Annotated in this window: 9 protein-coding genes; 3 read left to right on the top strand and 6 right to left on the bottom strand. The window is 57.9% G+C overall.

From position 1 onward, the window contains the following. Positions 1–22: 22 nt before the first annotated feature. A complete protein-coding gene (gene leuC, locus FPL22_RS01370) occupies positions 23–1,435 on the bottom strand; it encodes a 3-isopropylmalate dehydratase large subunit (protein WP_144228330.1) in 1,413 nt (470 codons plus the stop codon). Positions 1,436–1,543: 108 nt separating this feature from the next. Between leuC and FPL22_RS01365 the strand changes: the two genes are divergently transcribed. Next, positions 1,544–2,464: a LysR family transcriptional regulator gene (locus FPL22_RS01365; RefSeq protein WP_144228329.1), complete on the top strand. Its 921-nt coding sequence runs from the start codon at positions 1,544–1,546 to the stop codon at positions 2,462–2,464. Here the strand turns inward: FPL22_RS01365 and FPL22_RS01360 are convergent, their stop codons facing one another. From FPL22_RS01360 to ilvE, 5 genes are all read right to left on the bottom strand, one after another. Further along, complete coding sequence (locus tag FPL22_RS01360) at positions 2,465–4,282, bottom strand: hypothetical protein (protein WP_144228328.1); 1,818 nt, start codon at positions 4,280–4,282, stop codon at positions 2,465–2,467. It lies immediately after the preceding gene. A 73-nt stretch (positions 4,283–4,355) separates the two neighbouring features. Further along, positions 4,356–6,893: an ATP-dependent Clp protease ATP-binding subunit gene (locus FPL22_RS01355; protein WP_144228327.1), complete on the bottom strand. Its 2,538-nt coding sequence runs from the start codon at positions 6,891–6,893 to the stop codon at positions 4,356–4,358. An 18-nt stretch (positions 6,894–6,911) separates the two neighbouring features. After that, positions 6,912–7,997, bottom strand: coding sequence for a protein arginine kinase (locus FPL22_RS01350; protein WP_144228326.1), 1,086 nt, complete (start codon positions 7,995–7,997; stop codon positions 6,912–6,914). A gap of 4 nt (positions 7,998–8,001) precedes the next feature. After that, a complete protein-coding gene (locus FPL22_RS01345; RefSeq protein WP_144228325.1) occupies positions 8,002–8,511 on the bottom strand; it encodes a UvrB/UvrC motif-containing protein in 510 nt (169 codons plus the stop codon). Between the two features lie 258 nt (positions 8,512–8,769). Beyond that, the gene (ilvE, locus tag FPL22_RS01340; protein ID WP_144228324.1) at positions 8,770–9,636 is read right to left on the bottom strand and encodes a branched-chain-amino-acid transaminase; all 867 of its coding nucleotides are present in this window, start codon (positions 9,634–9,636) and stop codon (positions 8,770–8,772) included. A 126-nt stretch (positions 9,637–9,762) separates the two neighbouring features. Here ilvE and FPL22_RS01335 point away from each other — a divergent pair, with 126 nt between their 5' ends. After that, positions 9,763–10,545 (top strand): type II secretion system protein, encoded by a 783-nt coding sequence (locus tag FPL22_RS01335; protein WP_238991277.1) that lies wholly within the window; start codon positions 9,763–9,765, stop codon positions 10,543–10,545. Positions 10,546–10,625: 80 nt separating this feature from the next. After that, positions 10,626–12,353 (top strand): putative manganese-dependent inorganic diphosphatase, encoded by a 1,728-nt coding sequence (locus FPL22_RS01330; RefSeq protein WP_144228322.1) that lies wholly within the window; start codon positions 10,626–10,628, stop codon positions 12,351–12,353. Positions 12,354–12,429: the final 76 nt, after the last annotated feature.

Here is a 12,429-nt window from a genome sequence, read left to right as displayed (position 1 = left end):
AAAGTAAGAGTAGCTTTTGGGTTTAGTTGACCGAGAAGACCTCGCGGGCGTCGGACACCACGCCGGTGACGGCGGCGGCGGCGACCATGACCGGGCTCATCAGCACGGTGCGACCGGTGATGGAACCTTGGCGGCCCTTGAAGTTGCGGTTGGACGACGAGGCGCAGAGCTGGTCGCCGATGAGCTTGTCAGGATTCATAGCGAGACACATGGAGCAACCGGCAGCGCGCCATTCGAAACCGGCGTCGACGAGAACCTTGTCGATGCCTTCTTTTTCGCACTGGAGGGCGACGATCTGCGAACCGGGGACGGCGATGGCTTTAACGCCAGCGGCGACCTTATGGCCCTTGATGTATTTGGCGACCTCGCGGAAGTCGGAGAGACGGCCGTTGGTGCAGGAGCCAAGGAAGGCGACGTTGATCTTTGTGCCCTTGATCGGCTTGCCGGCAGGGAGCTTCATGTATTCGAGCGCCTCGATGATGCCGGCCTTCTCGTCAGCGGAGGTGGCGGTCTCCGGGCTGGGGATATTCTCGGTGATCGAGATGCCCTGGCCGGGATTGATGCCCCAAGTAACGCTCGGAGCGATGTCGGCGGCGTCGATTTTCATGACGTCGTCGTAGGTCGCGCCCGGATCGGAAGCGTAGGACTTCCAGCTCTCGACGGCGGCATCCCAAGCGGCGCCCGTGGGCGAATAAGGACGGCCCTTGAGATAATCGAAGGTGGTCTGGTCGGGGTTGACGTAGCCAACGCGGGCGCCGCCCTCGATGGACATGTTACACACGGTCATGCGCTCTTCCATGGTGAAGCCATCGAAGGTGCTGCCCGCGTATTCATAGGCGAAGCCGGTGCCGCCGTTCACGCCGGTGAGGCGGATGATGTGGAGAATGACGTCCTTGGCGTAAACGCCGGGGCGCAGCTTGCCGTTGACCTCGATGCGGCGAACCTTGAGGGCGCCGAGGGCCATGGTCTGCGTGGCGAGCACGTCGCGAACCTGGCTCGTGCCGATGCCGAAGGCGATCGCGCCGAACGCGCCGTGGGTGGACGTGTGAGAGTCGCCGCAGGCGATGGTGGTGCCGGGCTGGGTGATGCCCTGCTCGGGACCGACGATGTGCACGACGCCCTGCTTGCCGCTGGCGCGGTCAAAGAAGGTGACACCGTATTCGGCACAGTTTTTACGGATCTCGTCCATCATGGCCTGGGCGAGCGTGTCGGCGTAGGGCTCGACCAATTCGTTGGTCGGGATGATGTGGTCAACCGTCGCGAACGTGCGGTGCGGGTAGGCGACCTTCAGGCCGAGATCGCGCAACATGCCGAAGGCCTGGGGAGAAGTGACCTCGTGAATGAGGTGCGTGCCGATGAGCAGCTGGGTCTGGCCGTTAGCCAGAGTGCGGACGGTGTGGGCGTCCCAGACTTTTTGGAAAAGAGATTTAGCCATGGTTCAGGGTGGTCGAGGTTATCAGGAGCAAGCTCCCGTGGTCATAAACAAGGAGATCATACTACCAGAATCTTGCATACCTGAGAAATACTTGTTCAGTCGTCTGTGATGCCTCGCGAGTATCAGTTTAATTATGAGCTACGCCATCTCGTTTACTTTCGAGAGGTGGCCCGGCAACTTCATTTCCGCAAGGCGGCCGAAACGCTTTCAATCGCTCAACCCGCTCTAAGCAGGCAAATTGGCCAACTAGAAATAGCGCTGGGCACTCCCCTTTTTTCACGTTCAAGGCGCCGTGTTGAGCTGACCGCAGCCGGCAAAGCCTTGGCGGAACGGGTAGAGCCGGTTCTGCGATCACTCTCAAAAATTCCATCCGAACTGCAGGCGCTCGCCGAAGGCGGCAGCGGCCACATCAAAGTCGGATTTACCGGTCTTGCCATGGCCACGGTGTTGCCGGCCATCCTGCGAGAGTTTCATAAAAAATTCCCCGGGATACGGCTCGAACTCAACGAATCGCCTACCTCAACCCAGCTGATTGCGTTGCAGGCCGGCGAACTTGCCTGCGGTTTTTTCCACCCGGAGGCAACGCCCACACCGGGGCTCAAAACCAAACTGCTCCTTCGCGAGAAAAACGGCATTCTACTTCCCTCGGATCATGCGCTGAGCGCCAAACCCTCACTGCAATTGCGCGATCTCGCGGCGACACCGTTCGTGTTATTTCCACGAGCCTATAACCCGGGTTTCTACGATCGGATTCTGGCAGCCTTCGCACGCGCCGGCGTCACTCCGCGCATCGCAGAAGAAGTGTGGCCGCGCGCCAACGGCGTAGGCTTCGTCCGCGCCGGTATCGGAGCCACCTTCATGTGTCCGTCCGAGGCAAAGCAGCTGCCACCCGAAGTGGTTTTTCGTCCACTTGATGGACCGGGACCGGAAAGCCGTCTGGTCATCGGCTGGCGATCGGCAGCGGCACTTGATCCGGCGCTCGCTGCCTTTTTATCAATCGCCGCCGGAGCGATCAGCGGAGAGCCCTGATCACTTGGTCGTGTCGGCGAGATCTTTCATTTCGAGATCAAGCTGACTGCCCGCATCCGGTTTCAACACCGCACGGGTCTGCACGATAATCTGCGCGGCTTCGACCTTCCGTTCTTCGGTGATCAACTTTGCAACGAAGGGTTCGGTTACGCGGTCATAAAAATCCACACCGGCGCCTCGTCCGTATTGTTGCAGCACCTGACGGTAGGTGCGCGTGTCATCAGCCGGCGATGATTTGGCCATGACCGCGACCGCCTGATCAACCCCCATGTCGGTGCGGCCGCCGCCACGACTGCGACGAAGCAAAGTCCGCTCTTCCAAATCCGCCGCACTGATTTCACCGCGTTCGCGCAAGCTCGCCACCAGCGCGCGGACATAACGACCATTGAGATCGGGATAACGCTGCATCGCCTGGGCCGCTTCGATCAACAAGCCCTCGCGCGTGCGTGCCGGCGCGCCTTCGCTGGCATCCAGCAACAGATCCCAAGCCGCCAGATTTCGGCGCTCATAATTGACCGCTTTGCGTGCAGCCACGGCAGCTGCGGCCGGTTTGTGCATGCGCAGATAGAGTTCCGCGAAAACCTGATGCTGCCACGATTGGCGATAGGGCGACAGCCGTCGAAATCCCTCGCTCAAAAACCCCAGTTCATGATCCGAAAGTTCCAGCCATGTCTGCGGATCATACGCGACCCCGGTCACATATCGCTGCTCCGCGTAACGCCCGGCATCGAGCACCCATTGACGGCCTATTCCTAGATAGCCAAACCACGCGTGCCGTCCGTCCTGCCCTGCGCCTGAAAACAACAGCGTCGGCACTCCCCTCGCCTTGCCCGCCTGTGTCGCGTAGTAAGCTTGATCCACGCAAATTCCGCCCTCACGACGGATTTCCTCCAGATCATAGCTGGCACCGGTCCAAACGTATTCGCGCGCGTCGATCCGGTCATGCCGATAACGAACGGATTCATAGCTTTTAACCAAGTCAGCCAGAGGGAACTTCACCGTGCGTTGCGCCCAGGCAAGCTCGGTTGCCGGTGCGGCCAGATCGACCACGAACTTCAATTCGCCGGCGGACAACTGTCCCAGTTTTTGTAACGTCACCCGCCGTTGGTCCGCATCCACCAAAAACTTGAAAGCATCCAGCGGAGCCGGCAAACGCCGCGGTAACGTCTTTTCGGATACCTGCCAGTGAGGCCAATACGACGGCGGGGATTCGTCGTAAACCAAGGCAATCGCAATCGCCAGCTGGCTGTATTCAGAAAACAAACGCGCGTCCGAATCCCGGAGCGTCTGCACGATTCGCATCACCTGCGGCAGACAATCATAAGGCGTGAGCAGATTAAAAAATGACTCCGAAAACGCCTTGTCTCCCAGAAGCCACCCGCGGGTCTCAGCCGACAGCAACTGCGCGATCTCTTCATCCGGCAGCGAGAATATTTTTACCTGATCAATATTACCGTGAATCCCGCCAACCTGGTTGAGCGCTTCCAGCCATTGCCGTCCCGATTTGGACTGGGATTGGGCAAACACGTCGCACCACCGCGCGACGTGATACCACGCTGCGGCCGCATCTTCCTGTCGAAGTTCATACGCGCGAATCGCGCCTGCAAACAGCCGGTTTGAAACCGCGCTCCAGCCGGAAGACACTGCGCTGGATTGCACGGCTTTGAGCCGCTCGGGCGTGGGCGCACGCGTGAACCAATCGTCCGGCAGATCCGTGTTCAGCGCGGCCCGGCCTTGTGCGACGCACGCAACCAGACAAAGCCACCAGATCAATCGCAGGCAGAATCGAGACACGGGAAGACGAGTGAACACGCGCACGGCGAAGACAATACACAAAAAAACGCCTCGCCGCCGTAATGGTTGCGAGGCGTTGAACCTAAGTTGCGTTCGATCAGGAAGCGACGTTGGTATCAGGTGAAGGCTCGACGGGCGTCTTTTGCGTGAAGGCTAGTTTTTCGCCATCACGGGTCACCAAGATGACTTCGCCGTCCTTCACATCGCCGCGCAGGATGGCTTCGGCCAGCGGATCTTCGAGGAAGTGCTCGACGGCACGGCGCAGCGGACGCGCGCCGTATTTTTCGTCGTAGCCCTTGTCGATGAGGAGCAGCTTGGCCTCGTCGGTGAACTCGAGCTCGATTTTGCGTTCCACGAGACGCTTCGCGAACTTGGTGACTTCGAGGTCCACGATTTTGACGAGATCGGTCTTCTCCAGCGGGCGGAAGAACACGATGTCGGAGATGCGATTGAGGAACTCGGGCTTGAAGACCTTCTTGGCCTCTTCCAGGACCTTCTCACGCATCTTTTCGGCGTCACTGAAGCTCGAAGCCGCAGCTGCAAAGCCCATCGAGGTCTGACGCATCAAGAGCTGCGCACCGACGTTCGAGGTCATGATGATGATCGTGTTTCGGAAATCGACCACGCGACCAAGCGAGTCGGTCAGGCGTCCGTCTTCGAGAATTTGCAGCAGGATCTGCAACACGTCCGGGTGGGCCTTTTCGATTTCATCGAAAAGGATCACAGCGTAGGGCTTGCGACGCACGGCTTCGGTAAGCTGGCCACCTTCGTCATAGCCGACGTAGCCGGGAGGCGAGCCGACCATGCGGGAGACAGCGAACTTCTCCATGTATTCGCTCATATCGATCTGAATGAGCGCCTCTTGGTTGCCAAACATCTGCATCGCGAGCTGCTTGGCGGTCTCGGTCTTGCCGACGCCCGTGGGGCCAACGAACAGGAACGAACCGATCGGACGGCGCGGATCTTTAAGGTCGGCGCGGGAACGACGCAGAGCGCGGGCGATGGCGCTCGCCGCGAGATCCTGACCGATGACGGTGCGCTGGATTTCCTTTTCGAGGCCCAGGAGTTTTTCGCTCTCCTTCTTTTCCATGCGCGAGAGCGGAATGCCGGTCCAGTCGGCGACGACCTGCATCATCAGATCCTCGTCGATGGTGATGCGCTGCTCGTCGCGGGCTTTCTTCCAAGCCTCGGTGGCTTGCTCCTGCTTCGCGCGGAGCTGCTTCTCGGTGTCACGATATTTGGCCGCTTCCTCAAAGTGCTGCTTGGCGATGGCCTCTTCTTTTTGCGCGCAGACCTGCTCGATTTCCTTGGAAAGGTCCTCGATGTCGGTCGGGCGGCTGAGAGAAGAGATACGGGCGCGCGAGCCGGCCTCGTCCATCACATCGATGGCCTTGTCGGGCAGGAAACGTCCGGTGATGTAGCGATCAGAAAGCTTCGTCGCGATCTCCAGCGACTTGTCAGTGAAGATGGCCTTGTGGTGATCCTCATACTTCGAGCGAATACCCTTCAGGATGGTGATCGTGTCCTCAACGGACGGCGGCTCGACCTTCACGGACTGGAAGCGGCGATCGAGGGCGGAGTCCTTTTCGATATACTTGCGGTATTCGTTGAGAGTGGTCGCACCGATGCACTGGAGTTCGCCGCGGCTGAGTGCGGGCTTGAAGATATTGGACGCATCCATGGCACCTTCGGCGGCGCCGGCGCCAACGATGGTGTGCATCTCATCAATGAAGATGATGACGTTCTTCGCGCGTTTGACCTCGTCCATCACGGCCTTGATGCGCTCTTCGAACTGGCCGCGGTATTTGGTGCCGGCAACCATGAGCGCAAGATCGAGCGTGATGATCTTTTTATCCAAGAGGATTTCAGGCACGAGGCCACCGGCGATCTCTTGGGCGAGACCTTCGGCGATCGCCGTTTTACCCACACCGGCTTCACCGATGAGGACGGGATTGTTCTTGGTGCGGCGGCAGAGAATCTGAATGACGCGACGGATCTCGTTTTTACGACCGACGACGGGGTCCAGTTCACCCTTGCGGGCGAGTTCCGTGAGGTCGCGACCAAAGGCCTTGAGGGCCGGGGTCTTCACTTCCTTTTTGTTGCCGCCGCCCTCGTCACCGGAGCCGCGCTGCGAACCGCCGGCAGACGCTTCTTCACCGCCACCAGGAGTGCCGCCTTCGCCGCCAGAGAACTGCGGATCGAGTTCGCGGAGGATTTCGTTGCGGGTGCGCTCGATGTCGATGTCGAGAGACTTGAGCACGCGGGCGGCGACGCCCTCGCCCTCACGGAGAAGACCGAGCAGAATGTGCTCGGTGCCGACGTAAGAATGGTTGAGCGCCTTGGCTTCCTTGCCTGCGAGGGCGAGGACCTTTTTCACGCGAGGCGTGTAAGGAATGCTGCCCTGCGTCTTGGTTTCCTGACCGGTGCCCACCTGTTTTTCGACAGCGTTGCGGACGGTCTCAAGATCGAGGCCCATCTTCTGGAGAACGCTCACGGCGACGCCTTGTCCGAGCTTGATCAATCCCAGAAGGATGTGCTCGGTGCCGACGTAGTTGTGATGGAAGCGATCGGCTTCCTTGCGAGCCAGCGCCAGCACTTGCTGGGCGCGGGGGGTGAAATTGTTCATCGGTTCCATAGGCGTGGTTTATATGGGTTAGTTCTGACCGTTGATCGTGAAATTGGGTTTTGCAAACGTAGCAAACTCCGTGCGCAGACGTTCGGCACGAAGAATATCGCGTTGATTAGATTCCAAGTCGTGTTTCGCCGTCCTCTGAATGTGCCCCGGTTGGGCCTCGATAAACAGGCGGTCGATAATGGCGCGGGAGTCTTCCGGAAATACCATCAGATCAATACCCAGGCGCAGGAGTGACAGCAGGTTCATCGCCTCGGTCGAGGTCAGTTGATGGCAATTCTGCAAGATTCCGTAAGCGCGTCCGATTTTATCAAACAACTTGGCGGAATCTGTCTCCATCAACTTTGCTCGGGCGTTGAGCTCATGCTCGATGATGGATTCCAAGACGCTGCCAAGGCGCTTGATGATCGCCTCCTCGGATTCGCCCAGGGTCGTCTGATTGGAAATCTGGAAAATGCTGCCACTCGCATCGGAGCCCTCGCCGAAGAGTCCGCGCACCACCATGCCGAGTTGGTTCACGGCACGAACGACTTTCTCCATCTGGCCGGCAATCACGAGCGCAGGCAGGTGCATCATGGCAGACGCCCTTAGGCCGGTGCCCAAATTGGTCGGGCACGCGGTGAGATAGCCCAGCTGCGGCGAAAACGCATAATCGAGGCGGTCTTCGAGTTCGGAATCGAGGGCGTTGATCACGCTCCAAGCTTTCTTGAGTTGGAATCCGGCGCGAAGCACCTGAATGCGCAGGTGGTCCTCTTCGTTGATCATAACCGAGACCGTCTGGTCCTTGTTGATCACCACGCCTGAACCCGCGGCCGAGCCGCTGAGTTCGCGAGAGATCAGATGACGTTCAACCAACATCTGTTTCTCAAGATCAGTAAGCTCCGAAACCGCAGCGCTAGCCCCCCGCTTCATCGGAGCGGTCGCCATCAAAGCCTCGCGACAGGCCTCCAAAATTTCGGCCCGTTGCGGCTCGCGAGCCCAGCCGGGAAAGGATTTGCCTGCAAGATTCCGCGCCAGACGGATACGCGTCATCAGCACGATCGCAGATTTGCTGCTCGAAGAATCGGTGAGCTCGGAAGGCGTGGCCAACAGAGAGGTGATGGTCATGGGCTTAGCGCGCACGCTTCGGTTGCTCGACGGTTTGTTTGAGCTGGGTGATTTCATCGCGGTAACGGGCAGCGTCCTCGTAACGTTCAGTTTTGACCGCATCCTCAAGGTTCAGTTCGAGTTCACCGAGGCGGTCGTGAAGGGTTTTACGCTCAAGGGCTTTTTCAGGGACTTTGCCCGTGTGAGCGGTGCCCTTGTGCATGTTGTCGAGCATGGGCTCAACAATACTGGAAAAAGTGGAGTAGCACTGCGGGCAGCCAAAGCGCCCATGCTTCTTGAAATCCCCTTGAGTGAAACCGCACTGCTCACAACGCACTGCGGAGGCCGGAATTTCCGGATTGAGCGAAGCCTTGAGTAAAAGATCCGCCAGCGAGAACCCGCTCGGATCCGTCACGCCCTTGGCTTGGGCGCACGATTCACACAGGTCCACCTTATGCACCTTGTTATTCACGATTTGCGTGAGGTGCACAGTGGCGGGATTGGTGCAAAGATCACACTTAAGCGGGCTGGCCATGGGAGTAGGTTATCACGTAAGGCGGAAACTTCGACTGCACTCGCAAGAATTTTTGAGATTGGACAAAGCGATGGAGGTCTCTTGCACCGACCATGCCAACCGGTGGTCGGCTGACAAGGCAAGGCGTCACCTCTGTAACGACACAAATCGACGTCCGGACGCAAGAGACTACACGGCGCAGTGCCAATAAACCAAGTGCGCGACAATGTCCCACTTGCAGACGGCGGACACGACAGGGGATTGCCAAAGGCAACAACGTCAAAGGCGGGTCCCTTCGACCAGCACACGACGGCGAAAAGCCTCCAATATCCGCTGCGTAACCGGACCCGGCTTGGCGTTGCCAATTTCACGTCCGTCAAGCTTTACCACCGGGATAACCTCGGCCGCCGTGCCCGTAAGAAAACATTCGTCCGCATTCCACACATCGTAGCGGGTCATATCGGCCTCCTTGAGGGGAATCTTTAACTCTTCCGCGATCGCCATGATCGTCGAGCGCGTGATGCCCTTGAGTGCCCCCTGCGACGCGGCCGGCGTGATGATTTCGCCCTTGTGAACAATAAAGATATTATCGCCGGTGCACTCGGCCACGTAGCCTTGGTCGTTCAACATGATCGCCTCCAGGGCGCCGGCCTGGCGGGCCTCCATCTTGGCGAGAATGTTATTAAGATAGTTGAGCGACTTGACGGCTGGAGGCAGTGCCGCCGAACTGATGCGGCGGGTAGGCACCGTGACGATCGACAAACCAGTCGTGTAGTGTTCGGCGGGATACAGGGCGATCTTGCCGGCGATGATAAAAATTGACGGAACTGGGCACAGCCAGGGAGAGAGCCCGAGATCGCCCACGCCACGGGTGACAACCAAACGGATGTAGCCATCCATCAGCTCATTCTGACGGCAGGTTTCCATCGTCGCATCAGCAATCTCCTTGCGAGACCAAGGCATTTTCAGGAGCAGGGCTTTCGCCGAGTATTCCAGACGCTCCAGATGCTCCTCGAGACGGAAAACGTTACCCTGATAAACACGAATGCCCTCGAACACCCCGTCACCGTAAAGCAGGCCGTGATCAAACACGGAAATTTTGGCTTCGGACTCATCCACAAATTTTCCGTCCAAATAAATTTTCATTCCGTGTCAGCGTAGAAACCACGCCCCGATTTTGTCCAGCTTCAGAGGGACTTTCTTCTTGAGTTTCAACAAAACCAGAGGAACTGTTTTGTCATACCCTTACCACTACCCTCAATGCCCTTCCCCATGACTAAAAACATCCGTCGTCAAAACGCAGGTTTTACCCTGATCGAACTCCTCACGGTTATCGCGATCATCGGTATTCTTGCCTCCATCATTATCCCCACGGTCGGCAAGGTCCAACAGACGGCCCGCCGCACCGCCGATTCCTCCAATCTCCGCCAAATCGGCCAATCCTCGCTGATCTATTCGCAGCTCAACAAAGATCAACTGCCCGCCAATTTGCTTACCGGTCCCGGCACAACCTTCGGTCAGAATTTGTCCACTGGAGGCGTTCAAGCTACCGTCGAAACCGTAGCAGGCGCTCTCGCAGTCTCTGGTGGCTTGGAAGCCGGTGCTCTCTGGATCTCCAAGGCTGACGATACCACTACCCAAGAGGCCCAGAACGTCGCTGTTGCCAACATCCTTCTTCCAACCAAGCAGGATCTGACCAACGAATTTAAAGCCGCCAACTTGGCTTTTGGTTATGTCGTCGGCCTGAACAGCAACTATCCTGCAACCACTCCTATTGCCTATACACGCGGTATTGCTAACATGGCCACGGGCAAATGGAGCGAAAATGCCGGAACATATAAAGCCGACGGTGGCCACATTGTATTCATTGGTGGCAACGTCGCTTTTTATAAGAACCTCGGCGGCACGGAAGCCACGGGTGAGCTTATCGAATCCGATGGCACCACCACCTTTGACATCAAAAAGACGGTTAAAGCGAACAAGACTGGTGTTCGCTTTCTTGAACAGGACAACACCGGCGCAGATGTTGCGCCAGCTGTTGCAGGCGGTGCTTAAAACATCCTGAATTCCAAGACTTGATCCTCAAACAGCCCGACCTATGGTCGGGCTGTTTTATTTTATACCCTCTTTTATTAATGTCCGCATCACCCACCTACATCATCGGCCATAAGAATCCCGATGCAGACGCTATTTGTTCGGCGATTGCGTATGCCGCACTCAAAGAGGCCAAGGGTGAGACTGGCTATGCCCCCGCCCGCTGCGGCAATTCCAATGCCCGCATCGATACCATTCTCGCGCGATTCCACCAGCCGCTCCCGATTTATTTAAGCGACGTCACCCCGCGCGTGCGCGATGTCATGGTGCGCAATGTCGTCTCGATTTGCCAATCGGCTACCTGCGCCGAAGCCCTTGAGCTCATCGACCAATACGACGTTCGTATTCTGCCCGTAGTAACCGAGGATAATCGCGTCATCGGCACGGTCTCGATTTTCCAACTAGGCAGCTTTTTCGTTCCACACATGCGCGAGCCGCGTGAAATGCGAAAGGTATTCACCAGCCTCACCCACATCTCGCGCGCGCTTAAAGCTCACACGCTCCATGTGGACCGCCCCGATCTCGCCGAAGAGCTCTTCGTGCGCGTGGGCGCCATGGATGTGAAATCCTTCGGCAAGGTGTCCGCCGGCGAAGGGGTGCCGATGGAAAAAACCATCATCATCGTGGGCGACCGTCGCGACATCCAGATGCGCTCGATCGAACTCGGCGTGCGTGCACTCGTCGTGACCGGTAATCTTCCCGTGGAAGACTCGATCGTTCAGGCCGCCAAAACCAATGGCGTCGCGCTCATCGTCAGCCCGCTCGATTCGGCCACCACCGCCTGGGTTATCCGTAGCGCCACTACATTGGATCGACTCGTTGATCGTAAATTCGCATCACTCAGCGGTGACATCCGCCTCGGCGATTTGCGCAAGAAACTGGCCACCTCCACCGTGGCGGCCTACATGGTCGTAAACGACGAAGGCAAGCTGCAGGGCATCCTTACCAAGACCGACGTTCTCAAGCCGGTTAAAACCCGCCTCGTCCTCGTCGATCACAACGAGATGAGCCAGGCCGTGAGCGGCGCGGATCAAGTCACCATTGTGGAGATCATCGATCACCATCGCCTTGGATCGCTCAACACCCAGCAACCCATTCTGTTCATCAACGAACCCGTGGGCTCCACCTGCACCATCATCGCCGACTTGTTTCGACGCGAAGGCATCGTGCCCTCGCCGGATATCGCCGGCATTATGATGAGCGGCATCATCTCGGATACGCTGCATCTCAACAGTCCCACCACCACCGAAAAAGACGGCGTCATTCTCAGCTGGCTGGCGAAAATCGCCTCGGTGGATTCGCGTGAACTCGCCAACGAGATTTTCAGTTCAGGCTCCGTCATTCTGGCCAATTCGCCGGACAAAGTCATCCGCTCCGATTTCAAAATCTACGAAGAGGACGGCATTCGCTTTGCCGTTTCCCAAATCGAAGAGCTCGGCTTCGGCAATTTCTGGCCACATTCCCGCGATCTCGCGAAGGCACTGCAAACGTTGCGTGACGACGAAGCCCTGCTGTTTGCCTGCGTGCTCGTCACCGATATCAACACGCAAAACTCCCTGCTCCTCGTCAAAGGCGAAGCCGAGTTCATTAATCGCATCAACTATCCGTCCGTGCAGAAGGACGAGATCTTCGACATGCCCGGCGTGGTAAGCCGCAAGAAACAGCTCATCCCTTACATCGGTGGCATCCTCAAGGAAATGCAGACTTACGGCGTCATGCCCACGCCTGGCGCCTCGGCCGCCCCGTTCGATAAAGCAGCTTCTTCTTAAAAGCGTTCGCGTCCCACGTGCGGACAATAATCGAAGAATAAATGCAGCGTTGCCGCCCGCTCGCACGGGCGGCAAG

The sequence above is a fragment of the Rariglobus hedericola genome (genome assembly GCF_007559335.1).
Taxonomy (GTDB): domain Bacteria; phylum Verrucomicrobiota; class Verrucomicrobiia; order Opitutales; family Opitutaceae; genus Rariglobus; species Rariglobus hedericola.
This window is presented reverse-complemented; position numbering and strand designations above follow the sequence as displayed.